This is a genomic window from Kordia sp. (assembly GCF_022447245.1).
In the GTDB taxonomy this organism is placed as follows: Bacteria; Bacteroidota; Bacteroidia; order Flavobacteriales; family Flavobacteriaceae; genus Kordia.
In genome coordinates this window covers 68208-89292 of the sequence record NZ_JAKVBC010000014.1, presented here as the reverse complement: position 1 = coordinate 89292, position 21085 = coordinate 68208, and the positions used below count along the sequence as shown (strand labels likewise).

At 33.5% G+C, this 21085-nt stretch carries 28 protein-coding genes; 16 read left to right on the top strand and 12 right to left on the bottom strand.

Features of this window, described 5'->3' with window-relative positions; translation table 11 throughout:
• Window positions 1–161: 161 nt before the first annotated feature.
• A complete protein-coding gene (locus MK119_RS11510; protein ID WP_290678645.1) occupies window positions 162–1109 on the top strand; it encodes a calcium/sodium antiporter in 948 nt (315 codons plus the stop codon).
• A gap of 84 nt (window positions 1110–1193) precedes the next feature.
• Window positions 1194–1364, top strand: a complete 171-nt coding sequence (locus MK119_RS11505; protein ID WP_290678642.1) for a hypothetical protein — start codon at window positions 1194–1196, stop codon at window positions 1362–1364.
• 119 nt (window positions 1365–1483) lie between these two features.
• Here MK119_RS11505 and MK119_RS11500 read toward each other — a convergent pair whose 3' ends face one another.
• Window positions 1484–2500, bottom strand: a complete 1017-nt coding sequence (locus MK119_RS11500; RefSeq protein WP_290678639.1) for a glutamine synthetase beta-grasp domain-containing protein — start codon at window positions 2498–2500, stop codon at window positions 1484–1486.
• 188 nt (window positions 2501–2688) lie between these two features.
• Here MK119_RS11500 and MK119_RS11495 point away from each other — a divergent pair, with 188 nt between their 5' ends.
• Both MK119_RS11495 and MK119_RS11490 read left to right on the top strand, forming a co-directional pair.
• Window positions 2689–4872: a glutamine synthetase III gene (locus MK119_RS11495; RefSeq protein ID WP_290678637.1), complete on the top strand. Its 2184-nt coding sequence runs from the start codon at window positions 2689–2691 to the stop codon at window positions 4870–4872.
• A 180-nt stretch (window positions 4873–5052) separates the two neighbouring features.
• A complete protein-coding gene (locus tag MK119_RS11490) occupies window positions 5053–5508 on the top strand; it encodes a GNAT family N-acetyltransferase (RefSeq protein WP_290678634.1) in 456 nt (151 codons plus the stop codon).
• A gap of 78 nt (window positions 5509–5586) precedes the next feature.
• Here MK119_RS11490 and MK119_RS11485 read toward each other — a convergent pair whose 3' ends face one another.
• A complete protein-coding gene (locus tag MK119_RS11485) occupies window positions 5587–5805 on the bottom strand; it encodes a hypothetical protein (protein ID WP_290678631.1) in 219 nt (72 codons plus the stop codon).
• Window positions 5806–5980: 175 nt separating this feature from the next.
• Window positions 5981–6277, bottom strand: coding sequence for a hypothetical protein (locus tag MK119_RS11480; protein ID WP_290678628.1), 297 nt, complete (start codon window positions 6275–6277; stop codon window positions 5981–5983).
• Window positions 6278–6747: 470 nt separating this feature from the next.
• On the opposite strand from MK119_RS11480, the gene MK119_RS11475 reads away from it, so the two are divergent.
• Both MK119_RS11475 and MK119_RS11470 read left to right on the top strand, forming a co-directional pair.
• Window positions 6748–7929, top strand: coding sequence for an AIR synthase related protein (locus tag MK119_RS11475; RefSeq protein WP_290678625.1), 1182 nt, complete (start codon window positions 6748–6750; stop codon window positions 7927–7929).
• 62 nt (window positions 7930–7991) lie between these two features.
• Window positions 7992–8384, top strand: a complete 393-nt coding sequence (locus MK119_RS11470) for a hypothetical protein (protein WP_290678622.1) — start codon at window positions 7992–7994, stop codon at window positions 8382–8384.
• 35 nt (window positions 8385–8419) lie between these two features.
• On the opposite strand, the gene MK119_RS11465 is transcribed toward MK119_RS11470, so the two are convergent.
• A complete protein-coding gene (locus MK119_RS11465) occupies window positions 8420–8923 on the bottom strand; it encodes a peptide-methionine (S)-S-oxide reductase (protein WP_290678619.1) in 504 nt (167 codons plus the stop codon).
• Window positions 8924–9229: 306 nt separating this feature from the next.
• Here MK119_RS11465 and MK119_RS11460 point away from each other — a divergent pair, with 306 nt between their 5' ends.
• The 6 genes from MK119_RS11460 to MK119_RS11440 all read left to right on the top strand — a co-directional run bounded on the left by MK119_RS11460 (window position 9230) and on the right by MK119_RS11440 (window position 12546).
• Window positions 9230–9634 carry a hypothetical protein gene (locus tag MK119_RS11460; protein WP_290678616.1) on the top strand — a complete coding sequence of 135 codons (405 nt, stop codon included), beginning with the start codon at window positions 9230–9232 and terminating at the stop codon, window positions 9632–9634.
• Between the two features lie 246 nt (window positions 9635–9880).
• Entirely contained in the window at window positions 9881–9973 is a 93-nt protein-coding gene (locus MK119_RS24285; protein ID WP_366512796.1) for an AraC family transcriptional regulator, read from the top strand.
• A 386-nt stretch (window positions 9974–10359) separates the two neighbouring features.
• Window positions 10360–10722 carry a hypothetical protein gene (locus tag MK119_RS11455; RefSeq protein WP_290678612.1) on the top strand — a complete coding sequence of 121 codons (363 nt, stop codon included), beginning with the start codon at window positions 10360–10362 and terminating at the stop codon, window positions 10720–10722.
• 30 nt (window positions 10723–10752) lie between these two features.
• Window positions 10753–11298, top strand: coding sequence for a YceI family protein (locus MK119_RS11450; RefSeq protein ID WP_290678609.1), 546 nt, complete (start codon window positions 10753–10755; stop codon window positions 11296–11298).
• Window positions 11299–11332: 34 nt separating this feature from the next.
• Window positions 11333–11689, top strand: coding sequence for a hypothetical protein (locus MK119_RS11445; protein WP_290678607.1), 357 nt, complete (start codon window positions 11333–11335; stop codon window positions 11687–11689).
• A gap of 5 nt (window positions 11690–11694) precedes the next feature.
• Window positions 11695–12546 (top strand): DUF5777 family beta-barrel protein, encoded by an 852-nt coding sequence (locus tag MK119_RS11440; RefSeq protein ID WP_290678604.1) that lies wholly within the window; start codon window positions 11695–11697, stop codon window positions 12544–12546.
• An 85-nt stretch (window positions 12547–12631) separates the two neighbouring features.
• Here the strand turns inward: MK119_RS11440 and MK119_RS11435 are convergent, their stop codons facing one another.
• The 3 genes from MK119_RS11435 to MK119_RS11425 form a co-directional block, all read right to left on the bottom strand.
• Entirely contained in the window at window positions 12632–12943 is a 312-nt protein-coding gene (locus MK119_RS11435) for a hypothetical protein (RefSeq protein WP_290678601.1), read from the bottom strand.
• Window positions 12944–13101: 158 nt separating this feature from the next.
• The gene (locus tag MK119_RS11430; RefSeq protein ID WP_290678598.1) at window positions 13102–13410 is read right to left on the bottom strand and encodes a hypothetical protein; all 309 of its coding nucleotides are present in this window, start codon (window positions 13408–13410) and stop codon (window positions 13102–13104) included.
• 155 nt (window positions 13411–13565) lie between these two features.
• The gene (locus tag MK119_RS11425) at window positions 13566–13715 is read right to left on the bottom strand and encodes a hypothetical protein (protein WP_290678596.1); all 150 of its coding nucleotides are present in this window, start codon (window positions 13713–13715) and stop codon (window positions 13566–13568) included.
• A gap of 193 nt (window positions 13716–13908) precedes the next feature.
• Here MK119_RS11425 and prfA point away from each other — a divergent pair, with 193 nt between their 5' ends.
• From prfA to MK119_RS11405, 4 genes are all read left to right on the top strand, one after another.
• Complete coding sequence (gene prfA, locus MK119_RS11420) at window positions 13909–14982, top strand: peptide chain release factor 1 (protein ID WP_290678593.1); 1074 nt, start codon at window positions 13909–13911, stop codon at window positions 14980–14982.
• A 73-nt stretch (window positions 14983–15055) separates the two neighbouring features.
• A complete protein-coding gene (gene pyrF, locus MK119_RS11415) occupies window positions 15056–15871 on the top strand; it encodes an orotidine-5'-phosphate decarboxylase (RefSeq protein WP_290678590.1) in 816 nt (271 codons plus the stop codon).
• Between the two features lie 14 nt (window positions 15872–15885).
• The gene (locus tag MK119_RS11410; protein WP_290678587.1) at window positions 15886–16680 is read left to right on the top strand and encodes a helical backbone metal receptor; all 795 of its coding nucleotides are present in this window, start codon (window positions 15886–15888) and stop codon (window positions 16678–16680) included.
• Between the two features lie 586 nt (window positions 16681–17266).
• The gene (locus MK119_RS11405; RefSeq protein ID WP_290678584.1) at window positions 17267–17395 is read left to right on the top strand and encodes a hypothetical protein; all 129 of its coding nucleotides are present in this window, start codon (window positions 17267–17269) and stop codon (window positions 17393–17395) included.
• 97 nt (window positions 17396–17492) lie between these two features.
• Here the strand turns inward: MK119_RS11405 and MK119_RS11400 are convergent, their stop codons facing one another.
• The 5 genes from MK119_RS11400 to MK119_RS11380 form a co-directional block, all read right to left on the bottom strand.
• A complete protein-coding gene (locus tag MK119_RS11400; protein WP_290678581.1) occupies window positions 17493–18572 on the bottom strand; it encodes a peptidoglycan-binding domain-containing protein in 1080 nt (359 codons plus the stop codon).
• Window positions 18573–18650: 78 nt separating this feature from the next.
• On the bottom strand, window positions 18651–19286 hold the full coding sequence (locus MK119_RS11395) for a hypothetical protein (protein WP_290678578.1): 636 nt from the start codon (window positions 19284–19286) through the stop codon (window positions 18651–18653).
• Between the two features lie 106 nt (window positions 19287–19392).
• Window positions 19393–19809, bottom strand: a complete 417-nt coding sequence (locus tag MK119_RS11390) for a hypothetical protein (RefSeq protein ID WP_290678575.1) — start codon at window positions 19807–19809, stop codon at window positions 19393–19395.
• Between the two features lie 5 nt (window positions 19810–19814).
• A complete protein-coding gene (locus MK119_RS11385) occupies window positions 19815–20018 on the bottom strand; it encodes a DUF2007 domain-containing protein (RefSeq protein WP_290678573.1) in 204 nt (67 codons plus the stop codon).
• 228 nt (window positions 20019–20246) lie between these two features.
• Window positions 20247–20951 carry a DUF4197 domain-containing protein gene (locus MK119_RS11380; protein WP_290678570.1) on the bottom strand — a complete coding sequence of 235 codons (705 nt, stop codon included), beginning with the start codon at window positions 20949–20951 and terminating at the stop codon, window positions 20247–20249.
• Window positions 20952–21085 lie beyond the last annotated feature (134 nt).

Genomic DNA, 21085 nt, shown 5'->3' with positions numbered 1-21085 from the left:
TCAATACAAATATAAACTAAAAAAACAGTTATGCAACTATAAAAATAGTTAATTAACTAAAATTATAGTTTATTTAACAAAGAATGCCATAAAAGGGCACTCATATATAATTCACCTTTCACATGTAAAAGGAAATAGTATCTTCGTAAAAAAATATTTTAATGGAAAACATATTGTATGTACTTGGAGGATTGGCACTATTGGTTTTAGGAGGAGAATTTCTTGTCAGAGCATCAGTAGGATTATCTTTTAAATTGAACATATCAAAAATGGTAATTGGTCTCACAGTGGTATCTTTTGCTACGTCTGCACCAGAATTATTAGTAAGTATCAATGCTGCCATTAACGAGTCGCCAGCAATTGCTATCAATAACGTCATTGGCTCTAATATTGCTAATATTGGTTTAGTTCTAGGAATTACGGCAATTATTGGTCCCATGGCGGTCAACAATACATTTTACAAGCTTACCTGGCCCGCATTGATGTTGTTTTCATTAATTATCTATTATTTTTTATGGACAGAAAATTTACTCGCACGGTGGGAAGGAGGCATTCTACTTGTTGGTTTAGTAACGTTTTTAGTGATTTTAATTCGCTCAGCGCAAAAAAACAAAGATGATATTGACATTGAAGAAGTAGACGATGCAGCTGCAACCATTTCGTATTCAAAAATTTTCTCTTGGTTAGCAATTGGTGGTGCAGCTTTATACTTTGGATCAGAATTTTTAGTTGATGGCGCCAAAGCCGTAGCACAAAATATGGGCGTAAGTGAAGGAGTTATCTCTATCACTATGATTGCTATTGGAACCAGTGTCCCAGAATTGGCAGCTTCTATCATAGCAGCCGTTAAAAAAGAAAAAGCCATCTCTTTAGGAAACCTAATTGGTTCCAACATATTCAACATTGCTTCTGTATTAGGAATTACATCAGTCATTACAGAAATTCCAGTGATAGAACCACAAATATTAGCAAGAGACATTTTTTGGATGTTAGGATTTGCCTTTATTCTCTATCCGTTTGCATATATTCCACGAAAATATGGTATTGATCGGTATGAAGGAGTCTTACTGTTTGTAGCCTATGTAGTCTTTATTTATTTAGTTTTTTAACGAAAAAAAACTCTTTTATAATAAATTGGGTAATGAATTTTTGTTTTTGTCCCATGTAGATATAAAACATAAAATTTATACATAATGAAAAAGAGAACCCATACAACATTAGCCCTAAAGAAAAGTATTGTAGCTCAAAATTTAACGGGAGGAATTTCAGGAAAACCTAATAGTGCATTACCTGATCCAAAAACAGTACATAGAAAGTTATGTTATTTACAAGATAACACAGCATTACATTGCCCATCTTCCTGATGAATTGCCACTACTTTTTAAATCTCGATAGTCGAGTAAAAATGTGACATGAAAAAAGAGCTTAGCAGTATGCATAAGCTCTTTTTGTCAAATAATATATAATATAATTCTAAAATTTATTAGTACCCTGCAGATTTTACAGTCTTAATAATTCTCCCTGCAATCTTATATGGATCACCGTTAGAAGCTGGTCTTCTATCTTCTAACCAACCTTTCCATCCTTTTTCAACTGTTATAATTGGAATACGGATTGAAGCACCACGGTCAGAAATTCCGTAGCTAAAGTCATTAATAGAAGCAGTTTCGTGATCTCCTGTTAAACGTTGTTCGTTAAACTCACCATATACAGCAATATGTTCTTTAACAACTGGTCTAAATGCTTCACAAATTTCTTCATATACTTCTTGACTTCCACAAGTTCTTAGGGTTGTATTAGAGAAGTTTGCGTGCATACCAGAACCATTCCAGTCCATATCTTTCCCTAATGGTTTTGGGTGATATTCAATATAATATCCGTACTTTTCTGTCAAACGATCTAATAAGTAACGTGCAACCCAAATTTCGTCTCCAGCTTTCTTTGCTCCTTTAGCAAACAATTGGAATTCCCATTGTCCACAAGCAACTTCTTGGTTAATTCCTTCAAAGTTCAATCCAGCATCAATACATAAATCAGCATGCTCTTCAACTAAATCTCTACCGTGAGTGTTTTTTCCACCAACAGAACAGTAATACATTCCTTGAGGAGCAGGATAACCACCAATAGGGAAACCTAAAGGCAATTGTGTTTTTGTATCCATGATGAAATACTCTTGCTCAAATCCAAACCAGTAATCATTATCTTCATCTTCAATAGTAGCTCTTCCGTTTGATTCGTGAGGTGTTCCATCAGCGTTTAAAACTTCTGTCATTACTAAATATCCATTTCTTCTTACTGGATCAGGATAAATTGCAACAGGCTTTAACAAACAATCAGAAGAACCTCCTTCGGCTTGTCTTGTTGATGAACCATCGAAAGACCAAATTGGACAGTCTTCTAATTTTCCACTAAAGTTTTCTTCTACTTTAGTCTTACTTCTCATGTTTTGCGTTGGAAAATATCCATCCAACCAGATGTACTCTAATTTAGATTTGCTCATAATAATTGAAATTCCATTAATAAATTCGAAGGCAAATATAAATTAATTTTAAAAATAACCCGCTCAAAAGAAAGGTTAAGTTTATGTAAATTATTAAATGCTTATTAACAACCCCTATTTTTTTAGGGGTATTGTAAAATTGACATAAAAGATGTGTCAAAATTGATATATTTGTAAAAAAATAAAATATGTCTACACTCAGATTTGATGCTTTAAAGGAAACATTCAATAGAAAACCTTTTGAAATTCAAGAAAAAGGACGTCGTTCAGAAATATTTGGAGAAAATGTTTTCAATGAACATGCCATGCTACAATATCTAACTAAAGATGCATATCAAAGTGTAATGAACGCTATTGAATATGGAACTAAAATAGATAGAAAGATTGCAGATGCCATTTCTACTGGAATGAAAGAATGGGCTATTAGTAAAGGAGCAACACATTATACACATTGGTTTCAACCTTTAACTGGTGCAACTGCTGAAAAACACGATGCCTTTTTTGAAACGATCGGAAACGGTCGCGCTATGGAAAAATTTGGAGGTGGACAATTGGTACAACAAGAACCAGATGCATCAAGTTTTCCAAATGGAGGAATTAGAAATACTTTTGAAGCACGTGGATATACAGCTTGGGACCCTACATCACCTGCATTTATATATGGAACTACCTTATGTATTCCAACAGTTTTTGTGGCGTATACTGGAGAAGCGTTAGACAACAAGGCACCTTTATTAAGAGCATTGCAAGCTGTAGATCAGGCAGCAACAGCTGTTTGTAAATATTTTGATAAAAATGTATCTAAAGTCAATGCATCTTTAGGTTGGGAACAAGAATACTTCTTAATTGATGCAGCTTTAGCGGCGGCAAGACCAGATATTACCCTTACGGGAAGAACCTTATTAGGGCATTCTCCCGCAAAGGGACAACAATTAGACGATCATTATTTTGGATCTATTCCGAATAGAGTAATGAATTTTATGCGTGATTTGGAAAATGAATGTATTTTATTGGGAATTCCTGTAAAAACACGTCACAATGAAGTAGCGCCAAATCAATTTGAATTGGCACCAATTTTTGAAGAAGCCAATCTTGCAGTAGATCATAATTCATTATTGATGGATGTGATGGAAAAAGTATCACAGCGTCATCAATTCAAAGTATTATTTCACGAAAAACCATTTGCGGGCATCAATGGTTCAGGAAAGCATAACAACTGGTCGTTGGCAACCAATACAGGAGTCAATTTATTGAGTCCAGGGAAAACGCCAATGAAGAATTTACAATTCCTTACCTTTTTTGTAAATACGATCAAAGCAGTTCATAACAATGAAGAATTGATACGAGCTGCCATTGCCAGTGCTAGTAATGATCACCGATTAGGAGCCAATGAAGCGCCACCAGCTATCATTTCTGTATTTATAGGATCGCAATTGTCGGCTGTGTTGGATGAATTGGAAAATGTAACCAAAGGGAAATTATCACCACAAGAAAAAACAGATTTAAAACTGAATATTGTGGGTAAAATTCCAGAGATTCTTCTTGATAATACAGACAGAAACCGAACATCACCATTTGCTTTTACAGGAAATAAATTCGAATTGCGTGCCGTTGGTTCATGGGCAAATTGCGCAGGGCCAATGACTGTTTTAAATACGATTATAGCGAAACAATTAAAAGATTTCAAAGTTGAGGTAGATGCTTTGGTTGATGAAAAAGGCTTGAAGAAAGATGAAGCTATTTTCAATATTTTACGAGAATATATCAAAGATTCTAAAAAGATTCGCTTTGAAGGAAATGGGTATGGAGAAGCTTGGGAAAAAGAAGCTACAAAACGCGGATTGAGCAATAATAAAACAACGCCTGAAGCATTGAAAGCACAAATTTCTGAAAAGGCTTTTTCATTATACGAGGAAATGAATGTAATGAGCAAGGTTGAAGTAGAAGCAAGGCATGAAATTGAATTGGAAGAATATATTTTACGCATCCAAATAGAAAGCCGTGTGTTAGGTGATATTGCGCGTAATCATGTCATTCCAACAGGAATTGCGTACCAAAATACTTTGATTGAAAATGTAAGTGGATTGAAAGAGATTTTTGGAAATAACTTTAAAAAACTAGCTGCAGAACAAATCGATTTGATCGAACGAATTTCAGAACATATTGCAGGCATCAATTCCAAAGTAAGTGCAATGATTGAAGAACGTAAAAAAGCAAACAAACTCAGCGGACAAAAAGCTGCAGAAGCGTATTGCAATAAAGTAAAACCATACTTTGAGGAAATTCGTTATCACTGTGATAAATTGGAATTGTTAGTCGATGATAATTTATGGCCGTTAGTAAAGTATAGAGAGTTGTTGTTTACACGATAGATAGTTTAGACTTCTTAGATTTTTTAGATCGTTAGACATGCTTCACTCTAGACTTGCTGTCACTTTTTGAATGCTAGACCATTGTAATATGTCACTACGAGGAGTTTGCGACGTGTTAGTCTGTTTCTATTCAGTTTCATCTCGCAAAGACGAACCATGACAAAAAATGAATTAATAAACATGAATCTCAAAACGAAAAGAACAAACTCTAAAGACAAAGACTTTATCAATTTAGTGAAAGAACTCGATGCGTTTCTCTCAGTAAAGAATGGTGAAAGTGATGATTTTTACAGTCAATTCAATGGTTTAGAGGATTTACATCAGGTGATTGTTTTGTATGCAGATGAAAAACCGATTGGTTGTGGCGCGATTAAAAAATTTGATTCAACTACAGTTGAGGTCAAACGAATGTATGTCCGTAAAAAACTTCAAGGAAAAAATTTAGGTGTCACTATTTTAACCGAACTTGAAATTTGGGCAACTGAACTCGGAAACGAGCATTGTGTTTTAGAAACAGGAACGATGTTGCCAGAAGCCATTCGTTTTTATGAAAAACATCATTATAAGCGTATTCCGAATTATGAACCGTATGTCAATGCGCCCGAAAGTGTTTGTTTTGAGAAGAAACTTGAGTAGATTTCAGTAGTAATCACATAAAAAACGATCACTAAAGTATATTAGTGAACGTTTTCTGTTTGGTATTTCAATAATAATTTAAGCTACTGTACAACGACAAGTTTCGTCATTAACAGTATCTTGGCAGGCGCAGCTATCGAAAGTAGGGTCACAATCTGCAAACAATGAGTATATAAAAGTTACACCTTCTGTTACCGTTTGTATAATTACATGGCATGAGAATGGATCATGACTACATCCTTGACCTTTCACTTTAGCAGTTTGATACTTCGAAATGGTTCTTTTGTTGAGTCTCAAAGACTTAAATTCTTTTTTTTTCATAATTAGATGTTAAAATTTTATCTAAAATAGACCCATTTCATATTCTGGAAAAAGAAAAGTAGTCGAAATTATATAAATACGAGTGCTTTATGTTAGGTGGTTTTGCTAAAAAATCTTTTTGAGAATGTATGTCTAGTGAATGCATGCCAGATTAATATCCCTTGGATTTCATATCTTTATTATAATTATTCATCAATACTTGTGCTCTCTTTTTTAAGTCGGCTTGAACCGCTTGTGGAAGTGATTCTCTATCTATAGCATCAAACAAATCTCTTCTAATTTTGAAGCAAACATTATACGCCAACTGAGGATTTAAGTTGTATAAACTATGAAAATAATCGGTCATCTTTTTTGATAATTCTTTTTCGTTTAGAGAATCTTTATGTTTATTGTACATTGAATTGAAGTAATTGGCAGTGCCTGTTGTATTTTTGTAATTTCTCTGCAACGTACTTTTTTTACACTATGCAAAAATTGAAAAATCGGAAGTTACGGATGGGGTTGAACTTGAACTAGAATTTGAAATTTAGGTTGAACTTGTAGTGCTAAAATTTGTCGCAGTTCCATGGCAGGTATGGTATACAAAATAGAACATGGTGCTGAAATTCCACTTTTAATAGCTGCCAGATCGTCGAGTGTTGAAATGGATTTTTGTTTAGGTATAATGACTTTAAATTTCTTTTTTTATTATGTGATAATTTAAATTAATTTGGGATAAAACTCCTAAATAACAACTGAACATAAAAGCATTATAAACCGATTTTTATGAAAGTAGTAGTACGAAAAAAATCACTAGTTTATAAAAAGGTGCCAATTCTTTGAGCAAGTATAATTTCATCAATAAAAACAGCAAAAAAGTCGCTAACAGAAAATAAAATTTAAACAATAAAAGTATATTTGCAGCATAACACAACAACTATGAGTCAAGAAGTATCAAAGCGTTATGCAATGCGCGGTGTTTCAGCATCAAAAGAAGATGTACACAATGCCATCAAAAACATTGATAAAGGTTTATTTCCGAAAGCTTTCTGTAAAATTGTTCCAGATTATTTAACGAATGATGATGAATATTGCTTAATCATGCATGCAGATGGAGCAGGAACAAAATCATCATTAGCATATATGTATTGGAAAGAAACAGGCGATATCTCTGTTTGGAAAGGAATTGCCCAAGATGCGTTGATTATGAATATTGACGATTTGTTATGTGTAGGTGCCACAGACAATATTATGCTGTCTTCTACGATTGGACGTAACAAAAACAACATTCCGGGAGAAGTGATTTCTGCTATTATTAATGGAAGTGAAGCATTGATTCAGGAATTGAAAGAATTTGGTGTCACGATTCACTCAACAGGTGGTGAAACCGCAGATGTCGGCGATTTGGTACGTACGATTATTGTAGATTCTACCGTAACAGCACGTATGAAACGAAAAGATGTCATTGACAATGCAAACATCAAAGCAGGTGATGTCATTGTAGGTTTGGCTTCGTTTGGTCAAGCAACCTATGAAAAGGAATACAATGGCGGAATGGGAAGTAATGGTCTAACGTCTGCACGACACGATGTATTCCATAAATATTTAGCTGAGAAATATCCTGAAAGTTTTGACAATGCAGTACCAAGTGATTTGGTATATTCTGGAAAAACAAAATTAACAGATGAGGTTGCAGATTCACCAATTGATGCAGGGAAACTAGTATTATCGCCAACAAGAACCTATGCGCCAATTATCAAAAGTATCTTAGATAAGCATACTTCCGAACAAATTCATGGAATGGTACATTGTAGTGGCGGTGCACAAACCAAAATATTACACTTCGTGGAAAACTTGCACATCATCAAAGACAATATGTTTGAAATTCCACCACTTTTCAAATTGATTCAAGAGCAATCAAATACAGATTGGAAAGAAATGTATCAAGTATTTAACTGTGGTCACAGAATGGAAGTTTACGTTTCTCCAGAAGTTGCCGAAGATATCATTGCCATTTCAAAATCATACAATGTAGATGCACAAATTGTGGGTAGAGTAGAAGCCTCTGAAAGCAAGAAGTTGACAATTACTAGTTCGTATGGAACGTTTGAATATAATTAATTTAGAACTTTTTATAACGTTTTATGACGTAAACGTATAGAAAATAAAAACCGTAAGAAATTATGAAATTGCCAAAGAAAAGCATACTCATCGTTACATTTTTAATAGCATTTGTACTAGCTTATTTCGTAACCTCGGCTATTATGGCTGATCCTGACCTAACCAATGTAAAGGCTGAATATACTGGAAGGACTACGGAATTTTTAGATACAATTAAAGAAAATTCAAAAGATTGGACAGACAATCAAAAAGTAATTTCACTAACAGGTGTGATTACCATGAAAGAAAAAAAAGGAGTTTGGCTTGATGATAGTGCGTATTTCGAATTTCCAGAAGGAGTTTCTATAGATGATTTAGCTGAAGGTCAAAAAGTAGCCATAAAAGGTAGCGCAAAAGAGTATGATGCCGCGTTAAAAGAAATAAAACTTAAATACGCAGTTGTCGTCAAACAATAAACCTAAAGCGAATTCTGCCGAGTATCCAATACCTACTATAGATGCTTCAATTTGTCCTTAGCGGCAAACTGTGAAAATTCACATAATAACAATTTCAATTTTGGATTGATAAACTGTTCACAAAAAGGTTTTTGTGGATTGGAATAATAGTAATTGGTAATTGCTGAGCGAGAAGCTTTAAAAGCCATAAAAGGCAATACTTGCGTGATAATCCTGTCTTCAAAATTTGCTTGCAATTCAGATAACATTTCCGAAACCGCTTCTTGTTGTGATTGATTGTAATAATAAATCGCAGAACGGTATTTTTTTCGCATGGAATGTTGAACGGTAGATTTATGAGTATGCAAATGAATTTCAACCAGAACCTTCAAAGGAATTACATTCGGATCAAAACTAACAATAACTGCTTCAGAAAATGTATTGTTTTCTCCAATAGATTGTACCCAACCTTGCGCTACGTCTTTTACACCAACTAAAGATTGAAACACAGCTTCGGTGCACCAATGACAACCTCCGCCAAATGCTATTTTTTGAATCATACTACAAAAATAATCAAACTACAGAAAGTTATCTAAATTTTACAAAATCTAAGCTTTTAAATCGTAGAAGGTTGGATTATGTGTTTGATTTTTAGGAGACTGTTTGTTTTTGAGGAAAATGTAAAAAAAACCGTCGTCTTGTCGGAAATGTACAAGTCTTATGCGGTATCGTTATATAATAATACTAAAATTAGTACTACTTTTATAAGTGTAAATTTTAGTTTGTTTTCATGCTAAAGTCAAGATTGAATTAGAAATAAGCTCACGTAAACAAAATTATTTGTTAAACATCTTTAACCTAGTGAGATGAAAACAGTAAACAACGTAACAACAAAACAAAAAGTACCTGTCATGCAATTTTTTGCAAGGATACGTTCGAAAAAAACATGCCATATTGATAACTTGAATTTAGAGATAGCTAAGTTGCAAAAACGATGCTTCTACATAAAGTATATAGCTGCAATTATATGTTTAGTTGCATCTACTTTTTCTGGAAAAGCACAAGTAAAAGATAGTATTGCTGATGCTTTAAAATTTCAAATAGAAAAAGCCAAACACAACTTCAAACGCACATCGGAAATTCAAAAAAATAATGGTATTGCAAGAGGAAGATTGATCTCCTTAAATCGTTGGGGAGCTGTGTATGTTAAAGAAAAATATGATTCAGCATCTATTATTGAAATGGTCTTATCAGCGAAAATCAAAATTTAGTAGCATAAATCCCTTAACTTTTTGTCCAATTTTTTGTTGCTATTCCAAAATAATTTATGAGCGTATTGACAACAATTCACTTGTTGTACAAATGTTAACAAGAGAAATTGCCGTAAGTGAACGAAAGTTACAACGACGAATCAAAGAAACAACGAGTAAATCACCAAGTCAATTAATAATGTTTATTCGACTTAATAAAACAATAACTGTGTTGTTGGAGAATAATGAAATTGTAGCCGAAATGGCATTCAAATTGGTTTTTCAAGTTCTTCATATTTCTCAAAATGTTTTAAAAAAGAATTCGGAATACTACCTACGGAAGTGTTCAATTCGGAATAATAGCAAGTAGAAATCAATTGAAAAAAAGCGTCATAATATCGGAAATTCACTATCAAAAAGAGGTATTGTTACAGTAAAATGATCAAAAAGAAGGTACTTTTACTAGTAAATAGATTTTCATGCTCAAGTGCTATAAACGCTAAGAATAAGAGGTAATCAAAGAGCAAAAAGAGTTCCTTTTTAAGTCTCATATTTCCGTTTCAAGCAATTAATTTAGGAATTATAGGTATGACGATTGTTAATTTACAACGTTTCTAAATGATTCATGAAGAAGCCAAGAATCTAACTAATAAGTTAAATTTTAACTACATTAGTTCATGTGAACCTGTTGACGTTTGATTTGGAAATAAAATTATAAACGTAAACTAAGAATTAAATTAAAAACAATGTATCGAAAATTAACATTACTAACAATGTCGTTAATTGTTGTCACACTTTACAATTGTACAACAAATACCATTGACGAAGGTGACATTTCAGACTTGCCACCTATTGTTGAAAAGGTCACCTATGATGACGATGTAGAACCGATTATCAACGCAAATTGCGTAGGTTGTCATAGTGGATCAGCAGCTAGTGGCGGATTACAACTTACAGGTTATGCCAATGTAAGAGCTGCTACAGAACAAGGAAACTTATTAAATCGTGTAAACAACGCTTCAAATCCAATGCCGCCATCAGGACAACTTCCTCTAGCAACACGCCAAATTATTGATCAATGGGTTGATGATGGCTACTTAGAAAATTAAAACAATACCTAAAAAACAATAATAAATAAGATGAAAAAAATACTATACATGTGCTTGTTTTTTGCAGTTGGAACTGTAACAGCACAAAAATACTACACCAAAACAGGTCAAACAGATTTTAAGGCTTCCGTAGCAGCATTTGAACCTGTAGAAGCAAAAAGTAATAGTACTACAGCTGTATTGAAAGTAGATTCAGGAGATTTGGCAGCATTAATCTTTATAAAATCATTTCACTTTAAAGTGGCTTTGATGGAAGAACATTTCAATGAAAACTACATGGACTCTGACAAATTTCCAAAAGCAACCTTCAGAGGAAAATTGGAGGGCTTTAACATGTCCGATTTATCAAGTACAGCCAAAGAATATAACCTAACAGGGACGCTCACGGTAAGAGGAGAAAAAAAGGAAATCGCTACAACAGCAAAAGTGTCTAAAAATGGTGAAAAAATAATTATAGAATCATTTTTTTCTGTAAAACCACAAGAATTCGGAATTGAAATTCCTAGTATTGTACGTGAAAAAATAGCAAAAGAAATTAATATATCCTTGAATTATGAGCTCGTCGAAAAAAAGTAAAAAAAGAAAAAAAATCCTTCTCTATTCTCTAATAGTGCTTATACTTGCTGGCGTTGGAGGATATTTTTATCTGTATCAATCGCACAAATCATTACATGATATGGAAATGGTCTTCACTGGAAGTTCACAAGAATTTCAAAATGTCATGGAGGTAAAAGCTAAAACATGGGAAAAAGAAGGAGATAAGGTTGTAGAATTAACAGGAGTTATTACCGCAATAGATTTAAAAGGTATTTCTGTGGATGAAAGCTTCTACTTTCAATTGGAAGAAGGTACCAAAACGGATGGTTTAGCAGAAGATCAAAAAGTAAGAGTTAAAGGAAGAATTATCGGTTATGACGATTTGCTTGGTGAATTAAAACTCGATAAAGCGATCATTATCAAAAAATAACACAAATGAAACATTATTATATATTAATTATATGCTGTTTGTTCAGTATGGGATTGCATGCGCAAGATGATTTATTAGACGAATTAGAGAACGAAGCAACTCCTGAAACATTTGAATCACCTGCGTTTAAAGCCATGAAGATTGGTAACTTACAATCCACTAAAGTCGCAGCAAAAGGAGATTTCTATTTATATGTATCTCACCGTTTTGGAACTTTAGATGATGGACTTTCAACGTTCTTTGGGTTTGACAATGCAAATACTAAAATTCAATTAGTTTACGGACTTTTTGAAGGTTGGCAATTTGGAATTAGTAGAGAGTCATTACGACAAACGTATGCGCTTTCTACAAAAATGAAAATCAAGACTCAGTCAGATGATTTTCCAGTAAACCTTGTTGGATATGCTACTGCGAATATAAATACGCAAGTACGAAAAGATCGTTTTCCATTTTTAAGATTTGAAGACCGTTTAAGTTATACTACACAGTTATTAATTTCGCGCAGATTCAGCAATAACTTCTCGTTTGAATTAGCGCCATCGTATGTACGACATAACTTAACATTAGAAGCAGCTCAAAAACATGATCAATTTGCTATGGGAGCTGGTGGACGTTTAAAAATTAGCAAGCGAATGTCTATCAATATGGACTATGTATACAACTTTAGTAGAGCAGATGGAACAGCATTTAAAAACCCGTTGACTATTGGTGTTGATATCGAAACTGGAGGACACGTATTTCAATTGCTATTCTCCAATGCACAATCAACCAACGAACCAGGATTCTTAAGTTATGCAGAAGGCGATTGGGGAGACGGTGATATTTTCTTCGGGTTTAATATAGTACGTGTATTTTAAGAACACACAACATATAATGGATAAATAAAATAAAGGCTTTCAGATATCTGAAAGCCTTTATAATTGTTGTTAAAAATGTATGCTTCTAGTAGCATTGAACTCCTGGAGGGCAAACAGAATCTGATTGACATCCAACATTTGTAAATCCACATCCATTTGTTGGAGGAGGACAACCATTCGTTGGACAATTTTGTGTTTGCGGAGGGCATCCGTTAGTAATACATCCGTTTGTTTGGTTGCAACCAAAATCAGAGAAACATGGCTCAGCAGTTCCTGTCCATGACTGGAATCCGCCAGTCCATCCACTAGTTCCTCCTGTTAAATTTTCAGACTCTAATGATGCTACTCTTGATTTTTTTAAAGCTAACTGTCTTAAGTTTACTTGCTTTTTTTTCATGATTATAGTTTTGTGGTTAAAGCGTAAAAGTACTAAGAAGTTAAGCGGAATATCTATGGAGAATCCGTAATAAAAGTAGGTTCTTTATATTTTTAACATTAAAAAAGCTTCCAGAAATATCTGAAAGCTTTCGTTTTTATTCTATTCAAAAAATATGTCTAGTAGCAATATACGCCTGGAGGACATACCGAATGTGAGTTACATAAAAGTGTTGCTGGCGGGCAATTTTGTGTCGCAGGTGGGCAACCGTTTGTTGGGCAATTCTGTGTTTGTGGTGGACAACCTACACTTGGACAACCGTTGGTTTGGTTACATCCAAAAATTGTTTCACATACAAAATCAGAGAAACATGGCTCAGCAGTTCCTGTCCAAGATTGAAATCCTCCAGTTACACTATTGGATTCTAACGAAGCTACTCTAGACTTTTTTAATGCCAATTGTTTTAAATTTACCTTCTTTTTTTTCATGATTTATTAGTTTGTGGTCAATACATAAAGCTACTAAGAAACCATAAGTTTATTCGATGGCAAGTCCGTAATAATAGTAATGTTTGTAAAAAGAAAACGGCATTGCTTTTTATTTAAAAATAACGCCGTTTGTATTATTGAAATTTAATGTGCTGTTAATGTGTGTCTTGCGGATCACAATTACAGCATGTTTTTTCACATTCTCCATTTCCAAAGGAAGAACAATCACTATCTACTGGTACACGCCCACCTTTTAATTTCTTTATAGAAGAAATACTTCTTTTGTTGAGTTGCAATGAATTCAAATTTCTTTTTTCATGAGTGGTAATTTTAAATAGTTAATTAATTTTTATATTAAATATGTAATTTAAAAGTAAGATAAATCTATTTAAGTAAAAGGAAATTTAATACATTATTGTGCGTGTTTTAGAACTCTCAGAGAAAACTATAAACAATCAATAAAAATTGTAAATTTGCAAACCTGAAAAGAGAAGTTACATGTTAGAAAAGTTACAAATAGTAAAACAGCGTTTTGATGAGGTGAATGATTTAATTATTCAACCTGACATTATTGCTGACCAAAAAAGATACGTACAGCTCAATAAAGAATATAAAGATCTTAAAATACTCGTAGAAAAACGTGAAGTATACAAAGAGCTTATAGACAATATTGCAGAAGCAGAAGAAATCATTTCTGATGGGAGTGATTCAGAAATGGTTGAAATGGCCAGAATGCAATTGGATGAAGCGAAAGAAGCATTGCCAGCATTAGAAGAAGAAATTAAGTTCTTGTTAATTCCAAAAGATCCAGAAGATAGTAAAAACGTAGTAGTAGAAGTACGTGCAGGAACTGGTGGAGATGAAGCTAGTATCTTTGCGGGAGATTTACACCGTATGTATACAAAATATTGCGAAGGTCGTGGTTGGAATGTAAGTGTCGTAGACTATAGTGAAGGAACTTCAGGAGGATTCAAAGAAATTATTTTCGAAGTTTCAGGAGAAGATGTATATGGAACAATGAAGTTTGAGGCTGGTGTGCATCGTGTACAACGTGTTCCACAAACTGAAACTCAAGGTCGTGTACACACAAGTGCAGCAACTGTAATGGTATTACCTGAAGCAGAAGAGTTTGATGTAGAATTAGACATGAACGATGTCCGTATTGAACGTACAACTTCTACAGGTCCAGGAGGACAATCAGTAAATACAACGTATTCGGCTATTCGTTTACATCACGGACCATCTGGTTTGGTAGTAAGCTGTCAAGATCAAAAATCATCTCATAAAAACTTGGAAAAAGCCTTAAAAGTACTGCGTTCGCGATTGTATGAAAAAGAATTGGAGAAGAAGTTAGCTGCTGATTCTGCACGTCGTAAAAGTATGGTTTCTTCAGGGGATAGAAGTGCAAAAATTAGAACATATAACTATCCACAAGGACGTGTAACAGATCACAGAATTGGATTAACATTATACGATTTATCAAACATTATTAACGGAGATATTCAAAAAATCTTAGACGAATTAATGTTGGTAGAGAATACAGAAAAATTGAAAGAATCAAGTGAATTATAGAATATAAGCCTCATTTTTGGGGCTTTTTTTAAATCTAAAAACAAATACCCAAAACCCAATACCCAACACAACAATGACCACAACACAACTAATTGCAGAAATTCATAAAAAGAAATCGTTTCTATGTATTGGATTGGATGTAGACTTGCAAAAAATTCCAGCATTCTTATTAGAAACAGACGATCCGATTTTTGAGTTTAACAAAGCAATTATTGATGCCACACACCATTTGGCAGTTGCCTATAAACCAAATACAGCGTTTTATGAGGCTTACGGAATTAAAGGTTGGCAAGCATTAGAGAAAACAATTCAATACTTGAATGCAAACCATCCTGAAATTTTTACGATTGCTGATGCCAAACGCGGAGATATTGGAAATACTTCGAGTATGTATGCAAAAGCTTTTTTTGAAGATTTAGCCTTTGATTCGGTAACTGTGGCACCATACATGGGAAAAGATTCTGTAGAACCATTTTTAGCGTTTGAAGGAAAGCACACTATTTTATTGGCGTTAACTTCTAATCAAGGTGCATTTGATTTTCAAACGAAAGTGATTGATGACAAAGAAGTCTATAAGCATGTGTTAGAAACTTCTAAATCGTGGGAAAATAGCGAAAATTTGATGTATGTAGTAGGAGCAACCAAAGCCTCTTTTTTGGGAGAAATTCGAGAAATGATTCCCGAAAGTTTTTTATTAGTTCCCGGTGTTGGCGCGCAAGGCGGAAATTTACAAGAAGTTTGTAAATATGGAATGACGGGCAATATAGGATTGCTGATCAATTCTTCTAGAGGAATTATATATGCTTCTAACGGAGACGATTTTGCTTCTGCCGCAGCGACAAAGGCAGCAGAATTACAATCGGAAATGGAAGCAATTTTAAATTCCTAAATCATTTTATGTTGATGGATTTTACAGATCAAATGCAACGAACATTTACGTTGGCAAAAACACCCAAACGAATCATTTCGTTGGTACCTTCACAAACCGAATTGCTGTACGACTTGGGTTTGGAAGATTGTATTGTGGGAATTACAAAATTCTGTATCCATCCGTATCATCTAAAAAGTACTAAAACGGTTGTTGGTGGTACTAAAAACATCAAACTTGAAAAAATAAAAGAACTACAGCCAGATATCATTCTTTGCAACAAGGAAGAAAACACAAAAGAAATTGTAGAAGAACTTGAAGCGTTGTTTCCTGTGCATGTTTCAGATGTGAAAAACATTGAAGAATCCTTAGAAATGATTGCGCAATATGGTACGATGTTTAAGTGCAATACTGAAGCTTCAAAAATCAACAACAAAATTGAATATCGTTTAAAAGATTTTAAAAATTTTGTAAAAGATATTCCTGTGCAAAAAGTTGCATATTTCATCTGGCGAAAACCTTGGATGGTTGCAGGACAAGATACCTTTATTAATTACTTATTAAAGTTGTGCAAATTTGAAAATATTTACGAATCGCAAGGAAGATATCCAGAAGTAGAAATAAAAAAAATACGTTTAGAAGGCGATCCAGATATTGTGATGCTATCTTCGGAACCGTATCCATTTAAGGAAGAACATGCCTTCGAATTAGGAAGGTTTACCCATCATGCAAAAACGGTTTTTGTAGATGGTGAATATTTTAGTTGGTATGGTTCACGATTGGCAAAAGCTTTTGACTACTTTAAACAGCTTCACGAAAGGCTACAATAAAAAAATCGGGCAATGAATACCCGATTTTCTATTTTTTTTAACTAACCCAAAAAATGTTGTAGTAGATTATTACAACGGCACAAATATAAGTTGAAAACCTAGATTTCAATGTTAAGAGAATATTAGAAATTGATTAAAAAATGTTAAGAATTGTGAAAGTTTATAGGTTGATTATCAGTTGAAAAGTATTTTTTTATAAAGTCATTAAAATTTACAGTATCTTCAATGAAGTAAATTAATTCCCTTTATTATGAAAAAATTACTAATCATTTGTATTGCATTATGTTCCTATACATTTACTGCTCAGTAAAGTAAATGTGCCTGCTGTACTGAAAATCATCAAGCTTTTAATTTTTGGGTAGGAACCTGAAAAGTTACCAATACTGACGGTACGTTTGCAGGAAAAAATAGCAATACAAAAATAGAAGGAGAATGTGTTTTGCGTGAAAATTGGACAAGTGCGAAGTCGAATTACACAGGAACTAGCTACAATTTTTATAATGCACAAAAACAACAATAGGAACAAATTTGGATTGAGAATCAAGGTGGAAGTTTACACTTCAAAGGAAATCGAAAATGAAATCAAATGATTTTACTAAGTGATGAGGTTATTTCTCCAAAAGATCAAAAATATTTAAACAGAGTTACATGGACATTAAATGGCAATGGTTCGGTAGGTCAACACAGGGAAACTTCTGGCGACAAAAAAACATGAAAAACAGTTTTTGACGGATTTTATGTGAAAGAGAAGGAATAGCTATCACTAAATCTGTCATAAACTCTACATTGAAAACAAAAGTCCTTTTTGAAAGTTAGACTTTCCCTAATTGAACGGCTTCCTGCATGGCTTGATAACGTTTTTTCCATGCTACGCGGTCTTTATTTAAATGATCGTCGATATGAACAGGATCTTTTGTGTTGAAATTTCCGCCCCAACGCAATTCTGGATCGTCAATAATTAAACTTAAAAAGAATTTTACAGGATCGGGAACGTTAGGATATTTTGCCAATACTTTTGAATTGGCCCATCCACCATTTCCATACTGTAAATTCATATCGATGCCATGCCCAGCTAAATGGTTAGAAAAAGTAGCAGGTTTTACAATGGCACCTTGTACATTGGTTGTAGTCCTAAATGAACTTGTAACATATACAAACACATTTGCCTGTTTGGCATAACCATTAATTTTTTCAAGAGCAGGCACAAATTGTATGTCACCTCTACATGGCTTACCTGAAAAATTAGAACCTTCAAATAATACCAAAGGCGATTTCTTACTTGGTAAGTTTTTAGATGCTAAATCACTCCACTTACTTCCGTAATATTGATTAATATCTTTTAAAAATTGATTAATTAGCGGGCGAGTCAACAAGTCGCCATCTGATTGAATTCCGTTATCATTAGCATATTTAATCACAGCATTACGTGTACTATTTCCATAAAAACCATCGGCACCAAACTTTGCGAAATTCAATTGTTCTCCATAGCCTTCTGTATTTAAAAACACTTGAATTGCGGTTATGCTCATTTTTGTTCCTTTGGAAATATATTTCTTAGTACGAAGATCTGAAGTGTGTATTTCCCAAAGAACATACATTTCTGGAAGAAAATCGTGACGTTGTAAAATCAACTTTGCTAAATCATCTGTAACAGCATCTCCTTGACTATGATATCCATTTCTTTTAGCAAAAGCAGCTACAGCTGCCGCAGTGGCACGTCCATAATCGCCATCAGCTTGGTAATTATCCCATTTCAATTCTTTTCGAAAACCTAATTCGAATAGTGTTCTTTGCAAATCGGTAATTAAAACCTTATCGTTAGATCCTTTAAATAAAGATTGATTGATATTTCCTTTTTTTAAAGCTGCTTCAAGTAAATTAGAACATTCCATGTGTATACTTTTTTATCTGTAAACAAATTACGAAAAAATAAAAGGAGTGAAAAAGAGTGAAAACACTCAATTTGAATATTATCTTAAGTCGTCAATATATCCCTTAGCTGCACCAGTTCGTTTTGGTCTATTTTGTTTCCTTAAAAAGAATGTAAGTTTATCAAACTGAGCTCTTGTTACTGCTCCTTTTTTCCATTTATACTTTTTTGCAAGTCTAAAGGCATATTTATTATAATTTGGATGACTTCCGCCACCTTTAATATGATGCATTTTTCCCTTATCCAAATGCTTTAAGCGTAAATGATTGGTTCTTCTTCGCCCAGAAGGTAACATCATTCCATTAATGGCGCTATTTGCCCAGGCTTTAGGAATTCCGTAATCTCTACATATTTGTGCAGGAATTAAATGTTGTGCTTCACGACCACGTTTCCATTTTTTAAAATCGATTCCTTTAACTCTTTTTCCGCCGCCTCTTCTAAAACGGGCTCTAGCTAACTTTGCAGAATCTCCATATTTTGGACCTTTAACTAATTGAATGGGCAGACTTTGTACACTTGAATTCTTATTATTTTGCTTCGACAAATGTTCTTCAAGACTTGAAGTTTTCCTGTTGTCAACCAATTGAAAAGTTTGTCCACTACTTGGCTTATGTAGTAAGCTATGAGCAACAGAGAGTTGATTATCTTGCAGTGTTGTCTGAAGGTTTTGATACACGTAAAATTCTCTTTAATGGTTAATTTCAACAGAAATTTAAAGAATACTTTACAAGAAAGTTAGCCTTTGAAAACAAAACATACTCTTTGTCTACGATTTGTATATGCTAAGAAGAAAGCTGTGTGTTTTTAGTGAGTTTGATGGTGCATTCTGCATAGAAGATTACGACCATCACAAAAAATGGAATGACAGAATTAATGGTCTGTTTTTGAAACTCTATCAATTCAGAGAGCATAATATTTAGAGGAATGGTTACCATTAAAGGAGAAATCAATAATAGCCACAATTTAACACCTGACACAGTTCTTAATCCTAAAAACAAAAAAAGTAACTGTCCAGTAATAACAGAAGCCAAAGCAATAAAACTTATAAAATCTCCACGATGAAGAAACTCAGGAAAGTTTAAAATTCCCAACAATTCAAATAAAACCCAAGGACCACCAGCATGTCTTCCGTAAATCATAATAAAAAAGGAAGAAACAATTAGGGCCAAAAAAATCCAACGACGTATGCGTAATTGCATGAGAATTATTTTAGTTCTGCTAAAAGACTTAGTGCTTTTTCTACATTTTCCTTTGAAACATGTAAATCAACAGTGCCACCTAAAATTCCAGCATGTGCAGTATCCATTTTGTTGATTTCAAAATAGTTAATGCCAGCTTGGTTTAAAATGTTTTTAGCGTCCATAATATCTATTTGAACATTGCTTGTATATATTCGTACGTTCTCCATAAAATAAAAATTAATAGTAATACTATTAATATACGAATTAATGGTTGATTTTACTAAGGTTTTCACAAATATTTATACAAAGCATTAAATGTGAAATTTTACTGATTACGTTCTTTATAAATAAAACGACACTAAAAAAACACCATCACAAAATCTAAATTTCACAATGGTGTTTTTTATGTTTTTTACAGCAACTGTCACACCGAGTGCAGTCGAGATGCTAATAATCTAATCTTGCAACACAAAAACTTTTCTTAATAAGTCTGTAGTTCTTGAACCTACTTTATTACGAATTTCGTTCTCTTCAACTGCAATCATTCTGTATACACCTTTCAAAGCTTCAGTAGTTACATAATCTGTTAAGTCAGGATTCACTTTGTTTACAAAAGGAATTTTGTTGTAGTTATTGATCAAGTTTGTCCAAATACGATCTGCTCCAACTTTCGCAAAAGAACTCTGAATTACTGGTTGAAATTTACCATATAAAGCAGAGGTAGTTTTACTTTCCAAATACTGAGTTGCTGCGTTATCCTGTCCTAATAAAATATTTTTAGCGTCTGCAAACGTAATATCTTTCACAGCATTTACAAAAATAGGAGTTGCTTCTTTTACAGCGTCTTCGGCAGCTCTATTAAGCATTTTAATACCATCATCTGCTAAACTTCCTAAACCAATATCACGTAATGCTTTATCAACTTTTTGTAATTCTTGAGGCATTAAAATCTTAACAAGACTATTTCCATAAAAACCATTTTTCTGAGTCAATTTTGACACTTGTTTCTCAATTCCAAAGTCCAATGCTTGACGCAATCCCGCCGCAATATCTGCATTTCCTAGTGTTCCTCCTTGTGGCAATTGATTTACTACTTGTTGTAACTCTGCACAAGAATTCAACATCAATAATCCAACAAAAGCAATAATGATTTTTTTCATGAGTGTGTATTTAAGATTTCTAGACAAATAAAGTACAAAAGGTTTAATCAATTCCAAAATTGTACTCCACAAAAATACACGAATAATTAAAAGAAAACATTTATTCTTGTCGAAAATTAGTACGCTTATATCTC